The organism is Cognatilysobacter lacus, from assembly GCF_008274655.1.
Classification (GTDB): domain Bacteria; phylum Pseudomonadota; class Gammaproteobacteria; order Xanthomonadales; family Xanthomonadaceae; genus Cognatilysobacter; species Cognatilysobacter lacus.
In genome coordinates this window covers 1-20886 of record NZ_VTRV01000020.1, presented here as the reverse complement: position 1 = coordinate 20886, position 20886 = coordinate 1, and the positions used below count along the sequence as shown (strand labels likewise).

General features: G+C 69.4%; 18 protein-coding genes. 2 read left to right on the top strand and 16 right to left on the bottom strand.

The window, feature by feature from the left end:
- Positions 1 to 13: 13 nt before the first annotated feature.
- The 8 genes from FW784_RS03220 to FW784_RS03185 form a co-directional block, all read right to left on the bottom strand.
- Positions 14 to 811 (bottom strand): M48 family metallopeptidase, encoded by a 798-nt coding sequence (locus FW784_RS03220; protein WP_149351923.1) that lies wholly within the window; start codon positions 809 to 811, stop codon positions 14 to 16.
- Between the two features lie 356 nt (positions 812 to 1167).
- A complete protein-coding gene (locus tag FW784_RS03215) occupies positions 1168 to 2115 on the bottom strand; it encodes a Csu type fimbrial protein (protein ID WP_149351922.1) in 948 nt (315 codons plus the stop codon).
- Entirely contained in the window at positions 2112 to 4445 is a 2334-nt protein-coding gene (locus FW784_RS03210; protein ID WP_149351921.1) for a fimbria/pilus outer membrane usher protein, read from the bottom strand. Before FW784_RS03210 ends, FW784_RS03215 begins: the two co-directional genes overlap by 4 nt.
- On the bottom strand, positions 4408 to 5121 hold the full coding sequence (locus FW784_RS03205; RefSeq protein WP_149351920.1) for a fimbrial biogenesis chaperone: 714 nt from the start codon (positions 5119 to 5121) through the stop codon (positions 4408 to 4410). Before FW784_RS03205 ends, FW784_RS03210 begins: the two co-directional genes overlap by 38 nt.
- Positions 5121 to 5600, bottom strand: coding sequence for a Csu type fimbrial protein (locus FW784_RS03200; RefSeq protein ID WP_149351919.1), 480 nt, complete (start codon positions 5598 to 5600; stop codon positions 5121 to 5123). Before FW784_RS03200 ends, FW784_RS03205 begins: the two co-directional genes overlap by 1 nt.
- Before the next feature lie 57 nt (positions 5601 to 5657).
- Complete coding sequence (locus FW784_RS03195; RefSeq protein WP_149351918.1) at positions 5658 to 6125, bottom strand: spore coat protein U domain-containing protein; 468 nt, start codon at positions 6123 to 6125, stop codon at positions 5658 to 5660.
- A 237-nt stretch (positions 6126 to 6362) separates the two neighbouring features.
- On the bottom strand, positions 6363 to 6983 hold the full coding sequence (locus FW784_RS03190) for an acyl carrier protein phosphodiesterase (protein ID WP_149351917.1): 621 nt from the start codon (positions 6981 to 6983) through the stop codon (positions 6363 to 6365).
- 22 nt (positions 6984 to 7005) lie between these two features.
- Positions 7006 to 8385 carry a M64 family metallopeptidase gene (locus FW784_RS03185; RefSeq protein ID WP_149351916.1) on the bottom strand — a complete coding sequence of 460 codons (1380 nt, stop codon included), beginning with the start codon at positions 8383 to 8385 and terminating at the stop codon, positions 7006 to 7008.
- Positions 8386 to 8466: 81 nt separating this feature from the next.
- Here FW784_RS03185 and FW784_RS03180 point away from each other — a divergent pair, with 81 nt between their 5' ends.
- On the top strand, positions 8467 to 9018 hold the full coding sequence (locus FW784_RS03180; protein WP_149351915.1) for a YaeQ family protein: 552 nt from the start codon (positions 8467 to 8469) through the stop codon (positions 9016 to 9018).
- 36 nt (positions 9019 to 9054) lie between these two features.
- On the opposite strand, the gene FW784_RS03175 is transcribed toward FW784_RS03180, so the two are convergent.
- Positions 9055 to 9411 (bottom strand): hypothetical protein, encoded by a 357-nt coding sequence (locus FW784_RS03175; RefSeq protein ID WP_149351914.1) that lies wholly within the window; start codon positions 9409 to 9411, stop codon positions 9055 to 9057.
- Positions 9412 to 9568: 157 nt separating this feature from the next.
- Between FW784_RS03175 and FW784_RS03170 the strand changes: the two genes are divergently transcribed.
- Positions 9569 to 10567 carry an LLM class flavin-dependent oxidoreductase gene (locus tag FW784_RS03170; RefSeq protein ID WP_149351913.1) on the top strand — a complete coding sequence of 333 codons (999 nt, stop codon included), beginning with the start codon at positions 9569 to 9571 and terminating at the stop codon, positions 10565 to 10567.
- Between the two features lie 9 nt (positions 10568 to 10576).
- Here the strand turns inward: FW784_RS03170 and FW784_RS03165 are convergent, their stop codons facing one another.
- The 7 genes from FW784_RS03165 to FW784_RS03135 form a co-directional block, all read right to left on the bottom strand.
- Entirely contained in the window at positions 10577 to 11071 is a 495-nt protein-coding gene (locus FW784_RS03165; RefSeq protein WP_187770651.1) for a VOC family protein, read from the bottom strand.
- A gap of 71 nt (positions 11072 to 11142) precedes the next feature.
- Positions 11143 to 14061: a sensor domain-containing protein gene (locus FW784_RS03160; protein ID WP_149351912.1), complete on the bottom strand. Its 2919-nt coding sequence runs from the start codon at positions 14059 to 14061 to the stop codon at positions 11143 to 11145.
- 98 nt (positions 14062 to 14159) lie between these two features.
- Positions 14160 to 15341, bottom strand: coding sequence for a 2-methylaconitate cis-trans isomerase PrpF (prpF, locus tag FW784_RS03155; RefSeq protein WP_149351911.1), 1182 nt, complete (start codon positions 15339 to 15341; stop codon positions 14160 to 14162).
- 28 nt (positions 15342 to 15369) lie between these two features.
- Positions 15370 to 15876 (bottom strand): SRPBCC family protein, encoded by a 507-nt coding sequence (locus FW784_RS03150; protein ID WP_205123550.1) that lies wholly within the window; start codon positions 15874 to 15876, stop codon positions 15370 to 15372.
- Positions 15877 to 15886: 10 nt separating this feature from the next.
- The gene (acnD, locus tag FW784_RS03145) at positions 15887 to 18505 is read right to left on the bottom strand and encodes a Fe/S-dependent 2-methylisocitrate dehydratase AcnD (RefSeq protein WP_149351909.1); all 2619 of its coding nucleotides are present in this window, start codon (positions 18503 to 18505) and stop codon (positions 15887 to 15889) included.
- A gap of 241 nt (positions 18506 to 18746) precedes the next feature.
- Positions 18747 to 20171, bottom strand: coding sequence for a M20/M25/M40 family metallo-hydrolase (locus FW784_RS03140; RefSeq protein ID WP_149351908.1), 1425 nt, complete (start codon positions 20169 to 20171; stop codon positions 18747 to 18749).
- 165 nt (positions 20172 to 20336) lie between these two features.
- On the bottom strand, positions 20337 to 20882 hold the full coding sequence (locus FW784_RS03135; protein ID WP_149351930.1) for a fasciclin domain-containing protein: 546 nt from the start codon (positions 20880 to 20882) through the stop codon (positions 20337 to 20339).
- Between the last annotated feature and the right edge of the window lie 4 nt (positions 20883 to 20886).

The following is a 20886-nucleotide window of genomic DNA, read 5'->3' as shown; positions in this document are numbered from 1 at the left end:
CCAACCATCGACCTTAGAAGCACTTCGGCGACCGCCCCGCTGCATGCGCAGCGCGCGCGACCGATTGCAGCGACGGCGCACGCGCGGCGAGGTCTCGGATACGGTTCTGCGGGTTCGGATGCGTCGACAGGAACTGCGGCGCGCTTCCGCCCGCACCCTGTTCCATGTGCTGCCACAGCGTCACGGCGCGCGCGGGGTCGAAGCCGGCCTGCGCCATGTAGCGCTGGCCGAGCTGGTCCGCCTCGGCTTCCTGCTGGCGCGAGTTGGGCAGCAGCAGGAACAGCTGCGCGCCGCCGCCCGCGGCTGTCATCAACCCGCGCGTGGTCTGCGCCGACGCATGCTGGCCGGCGATCGCACCCAGAAGCTGCAATCCACCCTGCGTCAGCATCTGGCGCGAGACGCGCTCGTTGCTGTGGCGCGCGACGACGTGGCCCATCTCGTGGCCCAGCACGGCGGCCAGTTCGTCCTGCGACTGCGCCACCTTGAACATGCCGGTATTGACGCCGACCTTTGCACCCGGGAGCGCGAACGCATTCGGCGTGTCATCGACGAACACGCGCACCTCCCATGCCTGCGTCGAGTACGGGGCCGGCAGCACGCGCCGCAGTGAATCGACCACGCACTGCACCGCCGCCTGCTGGCGCGGATCATTGGACATGCGCTGCTTGGCCTTCATCTCCTCGAACTGCTGCTGGCCCATCTGCGCGAGCTGCGCGTCAGACACGAGGTGCAGGGGCTGGCGGGCGGCGGACGTCAGCGAGACGGAGAAGAGGCCGATGGCCAGCGCGAGGGTACGAAGAGTCGGCTTCATGGAAGCGTCCGGTAGAAAAGGCGAAGCCGATCCTTGTCGCGTGCCAATGAACGGCGTGCGAAGCGGCCGCTGGCGCGTTCAGGGTGCGGTTCGCCGCGCGCGCCTCGCGTTTAGCCGAACAACGGGGCGGGTCACGCTCCGTACGGATCTGCGTCGCGGTCCGGGCGCCGACTGCTTTCGGCGCGGCGGCGCGTCCAGCCCCGCGGCGAGCCTCCGGTGGCGAGCTGCCCGCCGGCTACCAGCGCAGCCTTGGGTGCGCCGTCGCAGGCATTACGCGGCCAAGCGACGAGACCCGATGCGCGGCTGACACGCGGATCGATCATCTGCCGCGCATGACGCGCGTCGCGCAGTCAATGTCAGTACGTGACGGTCGCGGTAACCACGTCCAGGTAATGACCGGCCGGCGGCGTCGGCTGACGCGGGACGCGCGCAAATACCGGCAGCGTCTGCGGCATCCCGGTGCCGGTGCCGGTAACGCGTTCCGCCTCGACGTCGCCCCATACCTGCGAGCGGGCGCCGTCGCGATAGAGCTGGTACGTGATCGTGGCAGTCGCCGGCGCGTCCGACATGCGCATGCGTCGCGCGTGGGCCTGCTGTCCGACCGTGCCGCCGTTGAGCGCGACGGAATACGGCGTGCCCGCGGTGCAGGTGACGCCCAGCGCAGTGCTGCCGTCGACATCGCGCGCGAGGTCCACGGCGCGGCCGAAATCGAGGTCGACCGCGCTCACCGTGCAGCTGCCGGACGCCAGCTGTGCGCGCACGTCCAGGAACCCCGTGGCGCGGGTGGGGGCGGTCGTGCAGTCCTCGCCCTGCCGGGTGGCCACGCGCACCTGCAGCGGCACCCGGTCTTCGTGCAGGCCGCCGGCGAGGCCGGTCTGGCCGGCCGCGATCACGCCGTAAACCGAAAGCCGCGCATCGACCGAGACGCCCGGGCGATCACCCAGCCGCACCGTGGTCGAGACGGGGCTTGCGGGATGGGCGAGCGGTCGGGTGTGCGCGCTGTCGGCGAACAGGCCGTAACGCAACGTGCTGGGCGGACGGCGCATGGCGGGGTTGCCGCCCGGCGACGCAAGCAGGCAGATCTCGATCGCGCTGCCCGCGGCTTCGTCGTCACCGACGCAGTGCACGCGCACGACCGCGGTGCTCTCGCTCTGCACCGTCGGGTTGGCGACGGGCTGGCCAAAGTCGAGCACCGTCGTGTCGGCGAGCGCGCACGACATCTGCGCGGCATCCGCACGGGACGTGACCAGCAGGCCGGCGGCGAGCAGGACGGAGCTGAGCAGCGCGCGGCAAACAGATGTCATGGCGTGTTCCCGGGAGTACAGGTGAGGACGGGCCCTGCGGCCGCGGCGGCGTACGTCGGCGTAACGATCGTGCAGCGACGGCCGGCGCGGCCCCAGGCGAGCGTCTCGCCATCGCGGAAGTGCTCCAGCCACAGTTCGCCGTCGAAACCGACGATCGCGGTGGCGCCGTCGGCGCGCTCGACTCGCGTGCCTGCTTCCACGGCGGTTCCATCGGCTTCGTGCAGCCGCAAGGTCGCGCTCCGCAGTTGCTCCACGGCGAATACGGCATGCACGCCGCCGTGGTCGGCGGGAGTCACCACACGCTCGGGCGAGAGCAGGGCGGTGTCGGGCGGCAGCACGTCCGGATCAATCGCCAGGCGATTGCGTTGCCAGCCACGCAGGTCGGGCACCAGCAGGAAGCCATGTTTGTCGGTGATGCCGGTGACGCGGTTCTCGAACAACACCGGCACGCCCGCGAGGCCGCCCGCGGAAACCACTGCGAACGCATCGCTGATGCGCCGGCTGGCGAAGTACCGGCCGTCCATCGTGGCCAGGCTGCCGGTGCCCTGCACGAACAGGCCGTTGACGCCGCCGGCACGGTCGCCACCGAACATCCACTCGCCGCCCTTGCCGCGATAGCGCAGCGCGGCCTGGCCGGCGTCGAGGTCGCGCGTCTGCACGTCCCAGCCCCAGCCACCGGAGTACGGCGCGCTGTGGCGATAGGCGACTGCGACCTCGTCACGGCCGTCGCGATGGCTCGCGGACGCGGACGCAAAGTCGCGATCACCGAACGAGTAACCGATCGAGAGCGCGATGCCGCGACCGGCGCGGTTGTCCTGGAACAGATTGGCCGCGAAGGAGAATGCGCCAGCGTTCTGCGTCAGCCCGACGCTGAGCGAGCGACTGTCGAGCCCCTGGTTGTCGCGATAGCGCAGCCAGGCCGCGGTGATTCCGCCGTGCGGCACGGTGACCCAGCCCGAGACACGGTCCTGCGCGAGTAGGAGCGCGCCGCCGCCTTCGGCACTCGCGAGGTCGCGATAGCCCGGCGTCGCGCGCTGCGTCGCCATGTCGAAGCCGGCGTGCTGGGTGAAGTACTGGTACCCGAGCAGGTGCTGGTGGCCCCTGGACGGCCCGCTCGACTGCGCGAGCGACGCGGTGACCACGCCGTAGTGACCGCCGGGCGACCACGCCAGCCCGAGGCCGCCAAGCGCGAGGCCGCCGCCGGCCTCGCCATGTGCTTCCAGCGTGACCGAATCGCTCAGGCCATGGCGCACGCTCGCGCTCGCGACGGGGCGCTGGCCATAAAGATCGGGCCGGTCGCCATAGCGAAGCCGCAACAGGCCGGCGTCCACCGAGAAATCGGTGAGCCCCGCGGCCAGTCGCTCATAGTCGACATAGAGCGGCACGCTCGTTTGCACCTTGCGGCCGAGCTCGTCGGTCACGACCACCAGCGCCTCGCTGGCGCCGAGCACGCGCGGAAATTCGCTGAGGACGAACGGGCCGGGGTCGACATCGACCTTGGACTGGCGCAGGCCGTTGACGTACAGCTCGACCGACGACGGCACCGCCGCGCTGGAACTGAAGCGCGGTACGGGGAAGACGACGAAGTCCGGACGCACGCCGAAGTCGCGACGCCACTGCACGCCGCCCATCCGCACCGGCCGCGACCAGGCGAGCGCGCCGCTGACGAAATCGCCAACCGTCCACGTCCACAAGCGTTCGGGATCCGAATAGGTCCAGCGCGTGTCAAGGCGCGAATAGGCTTCGTCGCGCACGCCGGCGCGGCTGGTGCCGCTTGCTTCGAGCGTGCCGAAGCGGCCGAACCAGCGCAGCTGCGTGCCGACCGCGAGGCTGCGTTGATTGCTGACGCTGCGTCCGTAGAGATCCCAGTCGAGCACGAGGCCCGCGTCGCGATCGACATGCAGCGCGGGCGGCATGCGGTAGCCGAGCTGGCTGGCGATGCGCATGCTCGCCGCAGGTTCGAGCACCAGTTGCTGGAGGGCGGCGTCGTAGTGGCTGGCGAGGCCGTCGATCGTCTCGAGCGCTACGCGGCCGTCCGCATCGGGGACGGCGGCGTCGGGGAGGCGAATGCCGATCGCGCGCAGGTCGTCGGCCGGCACGCGCGTGCGGCCGGGCTCCAGCAGGACTTCGACCAGCGGACGCACGACGCGGTGGTCGAGCACCAGGTCGAGGAAGAGCATCTGCGATGCAGGCGCTGCCGCCGGTGCGGGTGCAGCGGGTATCGCGGGCGGCTCGGCGGCGGCGCCTTGCGCGGAGGTGGCCAGTACCGCCGCCAGCGCGAGCGTCAGGCGGTCACGGCGCAGCGAGCACGAGCGTGGACGGCGCCCCATTGAGAAAGACCTTCAGTTCTCGCGGAGCGGCGTTGGCCAGCGCTTTCGCATCGAAAGGGAAATGCCGCGTGCTGCCGGCGAGGACGTAGCCGAGCAGGCCTTCGCTCAGCTCGATGCTCCGGCCCGTCGCGTCGACGAAGGTGCTGGCGCCCAGCTGCACGGCGTGGCCGCCGTCGTTGCGGCAGACGAGCACCGACTTTTCGACGCGGCACGAGAGCGCTTCGGGCGCGGCATCGGCGGCCTGCACGAAGGCGGGAATCAGGTAGCGCATGCGCACCGCGACCGCCGAGTTCGCCTGATGGGTGGGATCACCCGGCAGTTCTTCGACGATCACGCGGTAGGCCATTTCGCTGGCGACAGGACCGCCTGCGGTACGCACGATGCGCACCAGCTGGTCGGTGCCGGCGGCGATCTCGACGACCTGCGGGCTGGCGACCAGATCGGTCGCAGGCTCGAGCACGTCGTCGCCGTCGCGCTGGGTCCAGCGGAATACGCGGATCTGCGCGGCGAGCGGGGCATCGCCACTGTTGGCCAGCACGATGCGCCCGGCACGTGCACCGGGCGCCAGTTCGACGCGGGTCTGGCGGGTCTGCAGTCGGCCGCGGGCGTCCGCAGTCCCGGCCGCCGAAGCGGCCAGGACCAGCGACGCGACCAAGAGGGCGCGTAGCGTCTGCATCAGAACGTGACGGTGGCCGTGACCGTATCGAGGTAGCGGCCGATCTTCTTCGGGTTCTGGTTGGCCAGCACGCGGCCGTACACCGGGAACACCTGCGTGGCGCCAGTGGACACGGCGTCGATGGTGCCGGCGCCGGTGCCGAGCAGTTCGCTGCGGGCGCTGTCCTTGGCGAGCACGTAGTCGATCGTGCTGCCGGCGTTGGTCAGCTTGCGCGCGCTGGCGGTGCCGCCGGCGCCGGTGCCGTTGTCGAACGCGACCGACAGCGGGCTGATGCCCGTGCAGGTCACTTCGACCGTCGACTGCGCGTCGATGCTGGCTTCGAGCGTGTCGCGCGTGCCGAAGTCGAGGTCGTTGGCGGCGATGGTGCAGCTGTTCTCGATCGTGATCGAGACCTTGAAGCTGTCATTGGCGGTGCCGGCCGATGCGAGCGGGGCGACGGCCAGAAGGGCGAGTGCGAGTGCGGCGTTACGGAACTTCATGAATCACTCCTTGAGTCGGGTTCGCGGCGCCAGGCGCCTGCGTTGAATTCGCGCGCGTCAGAACGTGACGGTGGCGACCAGGTTGTCGGCGTAGGTGCCGGAGGCCTTCGGGTTCTGGCCGCCCGGGATCTTGGCGAACAGCGGCCACGTCAGGTTCTGGCCGAAACCGTAGAAGCCGTGGTTCGTGACCTGGCCCCAGCCCTGGATCGTCGACAGCGTGTAACGGATCGAATTGCCGGCGCCGTCCGTCATCTGGCGGTCCATCGCATTGCCGGAGCCGCCCGCGCTGAAGTTCAGCAGCAGCGACGGGCTGATGCCCGTGCAGCGCACGCGGAATTCGCTCTTGGTCTCGAGGTCGCTGGCAAGCGTGTTGTGGACGCCGAAGTTCAGGTCGTCGACTTCCACCGTGCAACGATTGGTCAGGTCGAGCGAGACCTGCATGGTGTCGGTGGCCGGGGCCGGCGCGGCGATCGCGAATGCGGGCGCGGCCAGCAGGGCGAGGGTGAGGGTGTGACGCAACTTCATGAACGATGCTCCCTTCGTCGGAACAGCCGGAATGGCTGTTCAAGTTGGTGATGAATCCGTTAGGGAGCGGACTATACGCATTGTGACGGCGTTCACAATAGTGAAGTGACCCGTTTCACCTACCGGTCGTCGGCTAGCGGCCTTAGGGGCCCCGACCGCCACCAGCGGGCGCCGAGGACCGGGCGGAACGTCGGGGCCTCGACGGGAAACCGCGCCGGTTGGCCCGGTCGGAGGGGCTTAAGCGTCGCCGAAGCTGCCCTGCCGCCGCTGCGCGTCGACGAACTCGACCAGCGCGGGGAAGAACTTCTCGAACCCGGCCGAGGCGACGCTCTCGATGCGCTCAAGGTCATCCAGACAGGCGATCAGCCGATCGCCTTTGCGCGACAGCCGCGTCGCCATCCGCGTCACCGCGCGGTCCACGCTGGCGCGTTCGCGGTAACTGCCCAGCCAGTCGCGGGCCGCCATCGCCGGCGCGATCGCGTGCAGGCGCGGCGGAAGGTCGTCGACGCGCGTGTCGAGCATCGTGTACACGCGCGAAGTGAATGCGTCCAAGGACACGGCGTCCGCGTCGGATGCAGTCCAGCGGGACCACTGCGACGCGAGCAGGTGGTCGAAATGGACGTCGAGCACGATGCCGGCATAACGCCGTCGACCTTCGGGAAACGCCTCGCGCAGGGCGGTGACGACCGGATGCGTGTCCGTGAACCGGTCGATGCGTCGGTGCAGGAGGATTTCGCGATGCTCGACCCGGCCGAAGCGTTCCAGCCCGCTGGAGCCGAGTGCGAAGTCGCCCAGCAATGCGCCGAGTAGTGCTTCGTCGCTGTAGCGCGCCAGGTAGAGATGGGCGAGCCAGTTCATCGTCGGACTGCCGCGCTCGCGCTCAGCGTGCGCCGGTGTAGAGATCGATCACCGAAACGATCGCGTCGCGGCAGACGTCGCAGAACGCGTCGCTGCGCGTGAACATGATGCATTGCATCTGCGGCCGGAAATAGCCGGTGGCCTCGTAGTTCGCGCCTTCGAACGCACCGGTCGCGCGGCGATAGGGCGAGCGCGCGAACATCGCATCGACGTGCGCCTGCTCCTCGCGGAACAGCGCGCTCATCTCGGATTCCGGGCGGCGATCGGCGCGCAACCGGGCGCGTCGCGCCTGGATGTCGCGCTCGTAGGCTTCGAACGCCGCCTTCGGCCACGGCGTGGGCAGCGGCACGCGTGAGGTTTTCCACTTCGGGTGCGCGCCGTCGGCCGTCACGTTCGGCTCCCACGGTTCGACGCGATGCAAGTCGGCCGCCGTGTACGCGACGGGTGAGGTGTAGTACTCGTCGGCGAGGCCGGCGAAGTGATGGCCGAACTCGTGCACGAAGACGTAATCGGACCAGTCGTTTCCCGCCGCCACGGTGCTGAACTGGCCGAAGATCCCGCCGCCGCCGTAGGTCGCCGCATTGAAGACGATCTCGACGACGTCATACGGCGCGTACTGCGCGAGCTCGCGGAACGCGCGGTTGTCGAGCGTGAGTGCATAGCGCTCGCTGCCGAAGATGTCGTAGCGCACGCCGGTCGCGCTGGCGCGCTGGCTGCCGGTGGACGGGCGTCCCACGCCGGATACGGGCACCGGCACCGTCAGCGCCCAGACGTTGAAGTCGCTCGCTCGCTCCTTGAACGGCGACACCGTGAACAGGCGGTCGGCGAAGCGGCGCGCATCCGCCTCGAACTTGCCGAGCTCGTCGGCCGTGTAGCCGTCGCCGAGGATAAGAAGATCCACCTTGTGCGCGGGGTCTCCGTTATGGCGGATGGCGATCGGCGCGGCGGGCGCCGGCTTCGTCGCGCGCTCGATGTCGGGCGAAGACGGGTCGACCGGTACCGACCAGGTTTCAACGAACCGGTTAGCCGCATCGCGCGAATACACGTGCACGACGACCGGCTGCGCCGGCATCGGAAAGCGCAGTGATTCCTGGAAGCTGCGACGCAGGCGACGTGCTTCGTCGGTGGTGCGCCATTCGCCGAACACCGTGCTGTAGCCGCGCGAGTAGAGCGTCCGCCCCGTGCCCGCGTCCACGACGTCGAAGCGATTCGCGCCCCGACCGCTTGCATCGATCGGGCGGTCGGGATTGCCTGCCCACGGCAGCGGCTCGACCACGATGCGATCCAGTGCGATCGCCTCGGAGGTCGCGTCGCCGCTGTGCTGGACATCCACGCGAAGCGTCTGAACGGCCAGCGCGGGGAAGGCCAGCGACAGCAGGACGGAGAGCACGGCGATGCGCATGGCGCGCTCCAGCAGCGGTATCGGCCGAGGGTAGCGTCAACCGGGACTAGAATGGCGACCCGTTCGAGTGCAGGCGTCGCGATGTCCCCCAAAGCCACCGTGGTCAAGGTCGAGCTGCAGGTCAGCGACATGGACCGCCACTACTACGCGTCGCACGCGTTGACGCTCGCCCAGCATCCGTCGGAGACCGACATGCGGCTGTTGGCGCGACTTCTCGCCTTCGCCCTCTATGCCGATGACCGCCTCGAATTCGGGCGCGGCCTGAGCGACGAGGACGAGCCGTCGCTGTGGAAGCGCGACTACACGGGCGACATCGAGCAGTGGATCGAGGTCGGCCAGCCGGACGAATCGCGACTGCGCAAGGCGGCCGGTCGTGCGAGGGAAGTCGCGGTGGTCGGTTATGGTGGCAACGCCGCGGAGATGTGGTGGAACCGCAACGCGGCCACGCTCTCGCGCCTGTCGAACCTGACGGTGGTCGAGTTCGAATCGGTCGATCTCGACGAAGCATTGCCGCTGCTCGTTCGCGGCGCGCGCCTCACCGCGATGATCCAGGACGGCGAGTTGCAGCTGATGGACGCCGAGCGCAGCGTCACGATGCGCCCGCGCGTGCGCCAGGCCGGCACCGCGCGCTGACAGGATGCGCGGAGCGAGCGGGTGGGGTGCGACCGGTCAACCGGGGATGCGCTCGAGCCGATGGTCCGCGCGTTCGCACACGGTCACGCGGTCGCGCGCATCCACGCCGGCCACGACATGCACGCGATCGCCCGGCTTCAGCGACTGCGCAGCCACCGGCGGCGCCTTGCACAGGTTCCAGCGCGCCGGCAGCTGCACGCTGATCCGCCCGTGCACGTCGCTGTCGACCGTGACCACGCCATTGCCGTCGTACGCCCATGGCGAGGTGTCGACGCTGAACACTCGGCCGTCGAACGCCGCCTGCTGACCCGCGACGGGCGTTGACGACGTCGGCATGCCGGCACAGCCGCCGAGGACGGACGAGACAGCGAGGACGGCGAGGGCGATGCGCATGACGACTCCGGGTGGGCTGTCGGCAACTGTAGCCGCGTCGCCCGTCCACGGTCTTCGTCGCGCCGGCGAAGCGGCGATCAGGACCCGCTGCCGGCATCTTGATCGCGAGCACCCGGCCGTGCGCCCACACTGACACCTTCGCCCAACGGACGTCGCCATGATCCCGCTCTCGGTTCTCGACCTCGCGCCCATCGGCGAAGGCAGCAATGCGGGCCGCGCCTTCGCCAACATGCGTGAGCTCGCGCAGCACGCCGAGCGCCTCGGCTACCGGCGTTACTGGCTCGCCGAACACCACAACATGCCCGGCATCGCCAGCGCGGCGACGTCGGTGCTCATCGGCCACGTGGCCGGCGCGACCTCCACCATCCGCGTCGGCGCCGGGGGCGTGATGCTGCCCAACCACGCGCCGCTGCAGGTGGCCGAACAGTTCGGCACGCTGGGCACGCTGTATCCGAACCGTATCGATCTCGGACTCGGCCGCGCGCCGGGCACCGATGCGCCGGCGGCGCGCGCGCTGCGGCGCTACTACGCAGGCGCGGAAGAATTCCCGGCCGACGTTGTCGAGCTGCTCGGCTACTTCGAACCGGTGCGCCCGGGCCAGCTCGTGCAGGCGGTGCCGGGCGCGGGCGTGGAGGTGGAGCCGTGGATCCTCGGCTCGAGCCTGTTCGGCGCACAGCTCGCGGCCAAGCTCGGCCTGCGCTATGCGTTCGCGTCGCACTTCGCGCCGGCAGCGATGGAGGAGGCGCTGGCGGTCTATCGCGCGCGCTTCGAGCCGTCGGCGCGGCTGGCGGCGCCGTACGCGATGCTGGCGGTGAACATCGTCTGCGCCGATACCGATGCCGAAGCGCGCCGGCTGTTCACCACGCAGCAGCAGGCGTTCGCCAACCTGCGTCGTGGTCGGCCCGGCCTCGTGCCGCCGCCGCTCGAGTCCGGCGACGCGATCGACCGCTACTGCACACCAGTGGAAAAGGCGGGCATCGACCAGGCGCTCGCCTGCGCCGCGATCGGATCGCCAGCGACCGTGGCGGCATGGATCAGTGACTTCGTCGCACGCCATCGGCCCGACGAGTTGATCGTCACCGCCAACGTGCACGACCCCGCGGCGCGACTGCGCTCCTACGAGCTCGCGATGCACGCGCTGTCGGCGGTGGGCTAGGGATCCGTTTCAGCCCTCGCGCGCGCGCTGCAGGGCCGCGATATCGAGCTTGCGCATGGACAGCACGGCGCGCATCACCCGCGCCGTGCGCGCCGGGTCGGGGTCGGCGAGCCAATCGGTCAGCAATGCCGGTACCACCTGCCACGACACGCCGTAGCGATCCTTGAGCCAGCCGCACTGCTGCGCCGTGGGATCGCCGCCCTCGCCGAGCGCGTGCCAGTAGTGGTCGATCTCATCCTGGCCGTCGCACTGCACGACGAACGAGATCGACTCGTTGAAGCGGTACAGCGGACCGCCGTTGAGCGCGGAAAACGGCTGGCCATCGAGTTCGAATTCAAGGCTGAGGACGCTGCCGACCGGGCGCCCGGCCTGCCGCGCGGACGCGGCGTTGTAATGCAGCACGCGAAGCATCCGCGAATGGGGAAAGATGCCGATGTAGTGCGCTGCCGCAGCCTCGGCGTCATCGTTGAACCAGAGGCAGGGCATGATCCGGCTGAGCTTCATTGCGATCGTCCGTGCGGGAATGGGCGGATCTTCCCACCGAGAGCGGTCACCCGCGCGGACGGCGCGCACGCTTACTCGATCGGAGCCACCGCGTAGCCCGCCAGCAGCGACGGGAGAAGGGTCGCGAACGGCTGCGGCCGTCCCAGCAGGAAGCCCTGCAGGCCCACGCACCCGTGCTCGCGCAGCCAGCGCTCCTGCTGCACCGTCTCCACGCCTTCGGCCACGGTGCCGACGTCGAGCGACCTGGCGAGTTCGATGATCGAACGGCAAATGGCGGCGTCCTGCACATTGCTGTCCAGGTCCTGCACGAACGAACGATCGATCTTGAGGCGATCGATCGGAAAGCGCTTGAGATACGCGAGGCTCGAATAGCCGGTGCCGAAGTCGTCGATGGAGAAGCACACGCCGAGCGTCGCGATCCTCTTCATGAGGTCGATTGCGCGCTCGGGCGATTGCATCACCACGCTCTCGGTGAGTTCCAGTTCCAGCGCGCCGGGCGGCAGCCCCAGGCGCAGCACCACGTCTTCGACGTCGTCATAGAGTTCGTCGGTGAATTGCGCCGCCGACACGTTGACCGCGATGCGCATCTGCGGGAGCCCCGCCGCCACCAGGTGTTCGTGGTGGCTGGCGGCCGCGTTCAGGACCTGCCGGCCCAGTTGCATGATCAGGCCGCTGTCCTCGCAGGCGTCGATGAATTCGGCGGGCAGCAGCAGGCCGCGTTGCGGATCCTGCCAGCGCACCAGTGCTTCCACGCAGATTGCGCGCCCGTCGCAGTCGAACTGCGGCTGGAACAGAACGGTGAACTCGTCGTTGTCGAGCGCCTCGCGCAGGCGCTGCACCAGTTGCAGGCGTTGCGAGGCGTTGACGTCGTACTCGCTGCGGAATTCCACGGCCCGGTTGCGCCCGCCGAGCTTGGCCTGGTACATCGCGAGGTCGGCATGGCGCAGCAACGTGTGCGTATCGGTGCCGTGCGCGGGATAGCAGCAGTAACCGATGCTGGCGGTCACGGTGTGCTGCAGGTCGCCAAGGGTGATCGGTTCAGCGAGCGCCTGCTGCATGCGCGCCACGATATCCGAGGGCCGGTCGTCGCGATGTGGCGCGGACAGGATGGCGATGAACTCGTCGCCACCGAAACGGCTGACGGTATCTGTGTCGCGCACGGCGCCCTGCAGCCGTCGTGCCACTTCGCGCAGCAGCGTGTCGCCCATCGCATGGCCGAGGTTGTCGTTGACGAGCTTGAAGTCGTCGAGATCGACGAACACGACCGCCGTACCGGTGTCGAAGCGGTCCGACAGGTGCAGCGCCTGCTGCAGTCGATCCTCGAGCAACACGCGGTTGGGCAGCCCGGTGAGTTCGTCGTGCGTGGCGCGATGCGCGAGCTGTTCCTCGAACTGATGCCGCTCGCTGACGTCGTTGAGGATGCCGACGAAGTGCGTCAGCGCGCCGCGCTCGTCTCGCACGGGGGCAATGTAGACCTCGTTCCAGAACAGCGTGCCGTCCTTGCGGTAGTTACGCAGCAGCCCGCGCGCCTCGTGGCTGCTGCGCAGGCCCTCGCGGATGGCTTCCAGGCCCGGCTGGTCCCGATCACTGCGCTGCAGGATCCGGCAGTTCTTGCCGCGCACCTCGGCCAGCGTGTAGCCGGTCATGCGCTCGAACGCGGGGTTCGCGTACACCAGCGGCAGGTCGACACCGCGTGCGTCGGCGATCAGCACGCCGTTGTCGGCGGACTCCACGGCGCGACGCAGCAGGCGCAGCCCGGCTTCCTGCCTGCGCCGCTCGGTCTCGTCCACCAGCCCGCCGACCATCCGCAGCGCCTGCCCCTTCGCGCCGCGCGATATCAGGCCGCGCTCGGCGACATGCGCGTATCCGCCGTCGCGCCGCAGCAGGCGGTAGGTCTCCTCCCACTCGGCCGCCCCCGCCAGTGCTTCCTCGAGCGACGCATAGACGCGGTCGATGTCCTCGGGATGCACCAGCGCGGCCCAGCCTGCGAGCGACAGTTCGATGCTGCCCGGGGCGTAGCCGAACATCGCGTAGAACGAATCGCTCCACCACAGCGTGCCGCTCTCGAGGTCGAAGTCGTAGACCGCGTCGCTGGTGGCGCGCGCGATCAGTGCGAAGCGTTCCTCGACGCGCTCGCGCTCGGTCACTTCCTGCGCCGCCACGAGGCGCGCGACGTGCCCTTCGAATTGCGTGTCCCGCACGGCGAGCGAAAGCCGCATGCGTCGCCCTTCGCGCGCCTGGCACGTCACCACGGCGCCGTCGCGCCAGGTGTCGCTGCGGCACGACGGCGAGCGCGGCGACGCCTCGTCGGCCGGAACGACGCAGTCGAGCGCCTTCCCGTCCAGCTGGCCGGGTTCGTAGCCGAACAGTCGCGCGGTCGCGCCGTTGGCCGCCAGCACCGTGCAGTCGTCGAGGTCGAAGATCCACATCGGCACCGGGTTGTCGTCGAACAGCGCGCGGTACTGCGTCTCGGCAGCGCGCAGCTGCAGCCGGACCGACTCGATCTCGGTCACGTCCTTCATGAAGCCGATCACGCGCCGCCCGCCGGAGGCGAGCGTGAGCTCGCCCGTTGTGAGGATGCGCCGCACCGCGCCATCGGAACGACGCACGCGCAGGGCGAGTTCCGGCGGCCGTTCGCCGGCGAGCAAGGCGTCGACCGCGGCGAGCGCGGAGGCGCGGTCATCGGGGTGGATCAGTGCAAGCGCGCGTCCCAGGTCGATGCTGCTGCCGGGCTCGAGCCCGAACATCCGGTAGCAGGCCGCCGACCACCACAGCGCGCCCGTGTCGGCGTTCCAGACGTACTCGCCGATGCCGGCGATGCGTTCCACGTGCTGCAGCCGCGCAACGCGCTCGCGCAGGCCCGTGAGGCGGTAGATCAGCTGGCGCACCGGGCGCGTGCTTGCACCGATGCTGCACGCGACCACGGCGATGACCGCCGCGGCTGTCGTGGCGGCCAGCAGCGCTGCGCCCGACAGTGCCGGCCCGTGCATCTGCGTCCATCGATCGAAGACCCGGCGATCATCGGCCCGGGTCCGTCATGCCGGCCTTCACGTGGCCCGCGCAGCGCCCGTGACGGCAGCGCGCCGCTTCAGTCGAGCGGCGGTACGCGCACGTTCCCTTCCATCAGCACGCGTGCGCTGCGGCTCATCACCGCGCGCGTCACCGTCCACCGACCGTCCACGCGCTTGACGTCGGCGCCGGCGCGCAGCGTGCCCGACGGATGCCCGAAGAGGACGACGCCGGGAGCGCCACCGCCCGCGGCTTCGTTGACCAGCGTGCCCGGCACCGCCGCCGCTGTCGCGATCGCGACCGACGCCGTGCCCATCATCGCGTGGTGCAACTTGCCCATCGACATCGCACGCGCAAGCACGTCGATGTCCGACGCGGCGATCGCCTTGCCGCTGGACGAGGTATAGGCCTTGGGCGGCGCCACCCACGCGACCTTGGGCGTGTGCTGGCGCGTCGACGCGAGCGAGGCATCGGCGATCAGGCCCATGCGCACCGCACCGGCCGCGCGGATCGCCTCGAGTTTCGCGAGCAGCGCGCCGTCATCGTTGACTGCGCCCTGCAACTCCGTGCCGTCGAAGCCGAGGTCGGCCGCGCGCAGGAAGATGGTCGGGATGCCAGCAGTGATCAGGGTGACGTCGAACGTGCCGACGCCGGGAACGTCGAGTTTGTCCACCAGGTTGCCGGTCGGGAACATCGCGCCCGCATCGCCGTCGTCCGACGGATCGACGAATTCCAGCGGAATTTCCGCCGCGGGGAAGGTCACGCCGTCCAGTTCGAAATCGCCGGTTTCCTGCACTTCGCCGTTGGTCATCGGCACGTGCGCGATGATGGTCTTGCCGATGTTGGCCTGCCAGATGCGCACGATGCAGTGGCCGTTCTCGGGCACGCGCGACGGGTCGACCAGGCCGTTGGCGATTGCGAAGGGGCCCACGGCCGACGACAGGTTGCCGCAGTTGCCGCTCCAGTCGACGAACGCGGTGTCGATCGATACCTGGCCGTAGAGATAGTCGACGTCGTGGTCGGGCACGCTGGACGGCGACAGGATCACGCACTTGCTGGTGCTCGACGTCGCGCCACCCATGCCGTCCGTGTGCTTGCCGTAGGGATCCGGCGAGCCGATCACGCGCATCAGCAGGGCATCGCGACTCGCGCCGGGAACGCGCGCCGCCTCCGGCAGGTCTTCGAGGCGGAAGAACACGCCCTTGCTGGTGCCACCGCGCATGTAGGTGGCGGGGATGCGGCGCTGCGGCTTTGCGGTCATGGTCGGGTTCGCGATGTCGTGAGATGGATCAGGCGTCGGGAATGTTCGGCTCGACGAGGGCCGCGAGCTGCTCCAGCGACTCCTGCCAGCCGAGATAACAGAACTCCACCGGGATCGCTGCCGGCAGGCCGCTCTGTACGATCAGGACATCCGTGCCGCACAGGACCTCGCGCAGCGTGACGCTGACTTCGATGGTGCCGGGCAGGTTCGGGTCGTCGAACCGGTCCGTGTAGCGGATCAGGCGATCGGACACGAGTTCGACGTACTCGCCACCGAACGACTGCGAGGTGCCGGTGCCGAAGTTGGTGAACGACATGCGGAACCTGCCGCCGACACGCCCGTCCATGTGTTCGACGTTGGCGACGAAGCCGTGCGGCGGCAGCCACTTCGCCATTGCGGCGGGCTCCAGGAACGCGCGATAGATCTTCGAGGGCGGTGCGCGGAGCACGCGGTGCAGGCGAACGGTGCCGGGGGACTCGGTCATCTGGGGTCTCCTGTCGGGGCGACCGGGGTCGCCCGAATGCGATGCGGCCATCCGCGACCGATCAGGCGGCGACGCGGTTGGATTCGAGGAAGTCGTTCGCGAAGCGTTGCAGTACGCCGCCCGCTTCGTAGATGGACTGCTCCTCGGCCGTATCGATGCGGCATTTCACGGGCACCTCGATCACGTTGCCGTCGGTGCGATGGATCACGAGCGTGAGTGTCGCGCCGGGCGTGCGCTCGCCGGTGACGTCGAAGGTCTCGCTGCCGTCGATGCCCAGCGTCTCGCGCGTCGTGCCGGCCTGGAACTCCAGCGGCAGCACGCCCATGCCGATCAGGTTGGTGCGATGGATGCGTTCGAAACCTTCCGCCGCAATCGCCTCGACGCCCGCGAGCCGCACGCCCTTGGCGGCCCAGTCGCGCGAGCTGCCCTGGCCGTAATCCGCGCCGGCGATGATGATCAGCGGCTGGCGGCGCGCCATGTAGGTCTCGATCGCCTCCCACATGCGCACCACGGTGCCTTCCGGTTCTATGCGCGCCAGCGAGCCCTGGCGCACGGTGCCGTCCTCATTGCGCACCATTTCGTTGAGCAGCTTCGGGTTGGCGAACGTCGCGCGCTGCGCGGTCAGGTGGTCGCCGCGGTGCGTCGCGTAGGAATTGAAGTCCTCTTCCGGCACGCCCATCTTCGCGAGGTATTCGCCGGCCGCGCTGTTGCGCATGATCGCGTTCGACGGCGAGAGATGGTCGGTCGTGATGTTGTCGCCCAGCACGGCAAGCGGGCGCATGCCGGTCATCGTACGTGCGCCGGCCAGCGCGCCTTCCCAGTATGGCGGGCGGCGGATGTAGGTCGACATCGGGCGCCAGTCGTACAGCGGGCTGACGGGTGCCGCGTTGTCGACGCGCACGTTGAACATCGGGCCGTAGACGCGACGGAACTGCTCGGGCTTGACGTGCTCGCGCACGATCGTGTCGATTTCGGCATCCGTCGGCCACAGGTCCTTCAACGTGATCGGGTTGCCGGACGCGTCGGTCCCCAGCACGTCCTTCTCGATGTCGAAGCGGATCGTGCCGGCGATCGCATAGGCCACCACCAGCGGCGGCGAGGCGAGGAACGCCTGCTTCGCGTACGGATGGATGCGGCCGTCGAAGTTGCGGTTGCCGCTGAGGACGGCGACGGCGTACAGGTCGCGCTCGACGATCTCCTGCTGGATCGCCGGGTCGAGCGCGCCGCTCATGCCGTTGCAGGTGGTGCAGGCGAAGCCGACGATGCCGAAGCCCAGCTTCTCGAGTTCGGGCAGTAACTGCGCGTCCTGCAGGTAGAGCTCGACCGCCTTGGAGCCGGGCGCGAGCGAGGTCTTGACCCACGGCTTGCGCACCAGGCCCAGCGCGTTCGCCTTCTTCGCCAGCAGCGCGGCGGCGATGACGTTGCGCGGGTTCGACGTGTTCGTGCAGCTGGTGATTGCCGCGATGATGACCGCGCCGTCGGGCATCAGGCCCTGCGCTTCCTGCGCGCGCGCCGCGTCGAGGTTGCCGGAGATGCCGCGCGCGGCGAGTTCACTGGTGGGCAGGCGGCGATGCGGGTTGGACGGGCCGGCCATGTTGCGCGTCACCGAGCCCAGGTCGAACGAGAGCGTGCGCTCGTACTGCGCATCCGCCAGCGTGTCGGCCCACAGGCCGGCGGCCTTCGCATACGTCTCGACCAGCGCGACCTGCTGCGCTTCGCGGCCAGTGAGCCGCAGGTAGTCGAGCGTGTTCTCGTCGATGAAGAACATCGCCGCGGTTGCACCATATTCCGGTGCCATGTTCGAGATCGTCGCGCGGTCGCCCAGCGTGAGCGCACGCGCGCCTTCGCCGCGGAACTCGAGATACGCCCCGACCACCTTCGCTGCGCGCAGGAATTCGGTGAGCGCGAGCACGACGTCCGTAGCGGTGATGCCCGGCTGCGGCCGGCCGGTGAGCTCGACGCCGACGATCTCCGGCAGGCGCATCCACGAGGCGCGCCCGAGCATGACGCTTTCGGCTTCGAGTCCGCCGACGCCGACGGCGATCACGCCCAGCGCATCGACATGCGGCGTATGCGAGTCGGTGCCGACACACGTATCCGGGAACGCCACGCCGTCCTTGACGTAGACCACTGGCGACATTTTCTCCAGGTTGATCTGATGCATGATCCCGTTGCCCGGCGGGATCACGTCGACGTTGTGGAACGCGTGTTTCGTCCACTCGATGAAGTGGAAGCGGTCCTCGTTGCGGCGATCTTCGATGACGCGATTCTTCACGAACGCATCCGGATCGAAGCCGCCGCATTCGACGGCGAGCGAGTGGTCGACGATCAGCTGCGTCGGCACCACCGGGTTGATCTGCGCCGGGTCACCGCCGCGCTCGGCGATCGCGTCGCGCAGGCCGGCGAGGTCCACCAGTGCCGTCTGGCCCAGGATGTCGTGGCAGACCACGCGCGCCGGGAACCAGGGGAAGTCGAGGTCCCGCCGGCGTTCGATCAGCTGCCCGAGGTAGGCCGACAGCATCGACGGATCGGCGCGGCGCACCAGGTTCTCGGCGTGCACGCGCGAGGTGTAGGGCAGCGTGGCCCAGGCACCGGGCTGCAGCGCTTCGACGGCCTCGCGGGCATCGAACCAGGCGAGCGAAGTGCCGGGAAGCGGCTTGCGGAAGGCGGTGTTGGTCACGATGGCGGCACGTCCCGAATGGGGTTCCGACCATGGCGGCGGACGCGCCGCAATCGGCGCCAACGCTCGTGCGGAGGTCGGAACAGGCGCTGGCGGAAGTCGCCAGCCGACATCGGATTATCCCGCAGTTGGCACGCGGCCGTGCGTAACCGGGCGCCGTTGGTTCATGCGACGGTACCGGCGTGGCGGTCCCGCACCGCCACGCCAGCCTCCATCGACCACGGTGGCGCCAGTCGCCGGCTTATTTCGCCGGCGCGGCGTCCGCATAGCGCTTCACCAGCGCGTACAGGAACTGTCGACCGTCCATCAGCGACTTCACCGAGATGCGCTCGTCAAGGCCATGCGCATGGCTGCCCTCGGCATCCTGGAACATGCCTGAGATGCCGTACGTGGGAATCCCCGCGGCATTGAGGAAGCGGCCGTCGGTGGCGCCGGTCGACATGGTGGGCACGATGGCGACGCCGGGCCATAGGGTGTTCGCCACCGCGCGCACCGGGCCCAGGATGTCGGCCCCGAGCGGCGGCACCGGCGCGGCGATGGCGGGCTCGCCCACCGGCGCGATGGAGATGCCGTCGTCGGCCAGCACCTTCGCAAGCGTGGCCTGCACCTCGGCGACCGGCGTGGCCGGCAGGATGCGGCAATTGACGTTCGCGGTGACGGCCTGCGGTTGGGCGTTCGGCGCGTGGCCGCCCTGGATCATGCTGGCGATGCAGGTGGTGCGCAGCATGCCGTTCCAGCTCGGGTTGATGTCCCACAGCCGCGAGACGGCGTTTTCGTCGGGCGTCGAGGCAATGGCAGCGCGCATGTCGGCAGCGGTCTTCGCATCGACCAGCTTTGCCTGCGCATCGAAGTAGGCACGCGTGGCGGCGTTGGGAATGATCGGGAAGCGGTAATCGCCCACGCGCCCGAGCGCGGCGCCCATGCGGCTGATGATGTTGGTCTTCTTCGGCCGCGAGCTGTGCCCGCCGCTGTCGGTCATCGACAGCTTGAAGTCCTGGTAGATCTTCTCGCCGGCCTGCACCTGCAGCGCGACCCGTCGACCCTTGGCATCGAGCTCGCCGCCCGCGCCCTCGTTCAGCGCGAACGCCGCATCCAGCGCGCCGGGCTTTTCGGTGAGCAGCCAGTGCACGCTGTTGAAGGTGTCGGCGGTTTCCTCGCCGCAGGTCAGCGCGAGCTTGAGGCTGCGGCGCGGCACGTAATGCTCTTTCGACATGCGCACCAGCGCGTCGGTGAACACCGCCGCCATCGCCTTGTCGTCGGCGGCGCCGCGTGCGTAGAACCAGCCGTTTTCCTCGGTGAGCTTGAAGGGGTCGCGCTTCCAGTCCTCGCGACGTGCTTCCACCACGTCGATATGCGCAAGCAGCAGCAACGGCTTGAGCGCGGCGTCGCGGCCGTGCAGCACGGCGATCAGCGCGCCGTCCTTCGGGCGATCGGCAGGCGCGAGGATCGTCGCGTCCGCCGCCGGCAGTCCTGCGGCGAGCAGTCGCGAGCGCATGGCTTCGGCGGCCTGCGTGCAGCTGCCCGACGACTGCGTCGTGTTGGTCTCGACCAGTTCCTTGTAGAGCGCGCGGAACGCGGACTCGGTGGGATCGGGCGTCGCGGCCGCGGCAGCGAAGGGAAGCGCGACGAGCGCGAGCGTGGCGGCAGTGACGGCGTGCGACGGCATGGTGGACCCCGGCTGGCTGGCTGGCAGGCGCCGATCATGGCACGCCGCTATTCGATGCCCGGTGTGCGGCGGTTTGGTTCGCGCACAAAAAAAGGGACGGAAGCATCGCTTCCGTCCCTTCCGGCGGCCGGCCGACGAGGAGGCCGGCCCCCCGGTGCGCGGCGATTACGGCATCAGGACGGTGTCGACGACGTGGATCACGCCGTTCTTCTGCATCACGTCGGCGATGGTGACGTGCGACTGGCCGCCCTTGGCATCGGTCAGCACGATGCCGCCGTTGCCGTCGTCCTTGGCGGTGAGCTTCTCGCCCTGGACGGTGGTGAGCGTGGTGCTGCCATTGCCGGCGGCGATCTGCTGCTTGAGCGCGGCGGCGTCGAGCTTGCCCGACACCACGTGGTAGGTCAGCACCTTGGTGAGGTCGGCCTTCTTGTCGGGCTTGAGCAGCGTGTCGACCGTGCCCTTGGGCAGCTTGTCGAAGGCGGCGTTGGTGGGCGCGAACACGGTGAACGGGCCGGCGCCCTTCAGCGTGTCGACGAGGCCGGCGGCCTTGACCGCGGCGACGAGCGTGGTGTGGTCCTTGGAGTTGACCGCGTTGTCGATGATGTCCTTGTCGGCCAGCATCGGCGCGCCGCCGACCATCGGGTTCGACGCCGGCATGGCGGCCATGCCGTTATCGGCCGCGGGGGCGGTTTCCGGCGTGGCGGGCGGCATCGTG

What these genes read in the sequence shown, in the direction of transcription:
- FW784_RS03220 (WP_149351923.1), bottom strand. Translation starts at nt 811, where the DNA reads ATGAAGCCGACTCTTCGTACCCTCGCGCTGGCCATCGGCCTCTTCTCC.
- FW784_RS03215 (WP_149351922.1), bottom strand. Translation starts at nt 2,115, where the DNA reads ATGACATCTGTTTGCCGCGCGCTGCTCAGCTCCGTCCTGCTCGCCGCC.
- FW784_RS03210 (WP_149351921.1), bottom strand. Translation starts at nt 4,445, where the DNA reads ATGGGGCGCCGTCCACGCTCGTGCTCGCTGCGCCGTGACCGCCTGACG.
- FW784_RS03205 (WP_149351920.1), bottom strand. Translation starts at nt 5,121, where the DNA reads ATGCAGACGCTACGCGCCCTCTTGGTCGCGTCGCTGGTCCTGGCCGCT.
- FW784_RS03200 (WP_149351919.1), bottom strand. Translation starts at nt 5,600, where the DNA reads ATGAAGTTCCGTAACGCCGCACTCGCACTCGCCCTTCTGGCCGTCGCC.
- FW784_RS03195 (WP_149351918.1), bottom strand. Translation starts at nt 6,125, where the DNA reads ATGAAGTTGCGTCACACCCTCACCCTCGCCCTGCTGGCCGCGCCCGCA.
- FW784_RS03190 (WP_149351917.1), bottom strand. Translation starts at nt 6,983, where the DNA reads ATGAACTGGCTCGCCCATCTCTACCTGGCGCGCTACAGCGACGAAGCA.
- FW784_RS03185 (WP_149351916.1), bottom strand. Translation starts at nt 8,385, where the DNA reads ATGCGCATCGCCGTGCTCTCCGTCCTGCTGTCGCTGGCCTTCCCCGCG.
- FW784_RS03180 (WP_149351915.1), top strand. Translation starts at nt 8,467, where the DNA reads ATGTCCCCCAAAGCCACCGTGGTCAAGGTCGAGCTGCAGGTCAGCGAC.
- FW784_RS03175 (WP_149351914.1), bottom strand. Translation starts at nt 9,411, where the DNA reads ATGCGCATCGCCCTCGCCGTCCTCGCTGTCTCGTCCGTCCTCGGCGGC.
- FW784_RS03170 (WP_149351913.1), top strand. Translation starts at nt 9,569, where the DNA reads ATGATCCCGCTCTCGGTTCTCGACCTCGCGCCCATCGGCGAAGGCAGC.
- FW784_RS03165 (WP_187770651.1), bottom strand. Translation starts at nt 11,071, where the DNA reads ATGAAGCTCAGCCGGATCATGCCCTGCCTCTGGTTCAACGATGACGCC.
- FW784_RS03160 (WP_149351912.1), bottom strand. Translation starts at nt 14,061, where the DNA reads ATGCACGGGCCGGCACTGTCGGGCGCAGCGCTGCTGGCCGCCACGACA.
- prpF (WP_149351911.1), bottom strand. Translation starts at nt 15,341, where the DNA reads ATGACCGCAAAGCCGCAGCGCCGCATCCCCGCCACCTACATGCGCGGT.
- FW784_RS03150 (WP_205123550.1), bottom strand. Translation starts at nt 15,876, where the DNA reads ATGGCCGCATCGCATTCGGGCGACCCCGGTCGCCCCGACAGGAGACCC.
- FW784_RS03140 (WP_149351908.1), bottom strand. Translation starts at nt 20,171, where the DNA reads ATGCCGTCGCACGCCGTCACTGCCGCCACGCTCGCGCTCGTCGCGCTT.
- FW784_RS03135 (WP_149351930.1), bottom strand. Translation starts at nt 20,882, where the DNA reads ATGCCGCCCGCCACGCCGGAAACCGCCCCCGCGGCCGATAACGGCATG.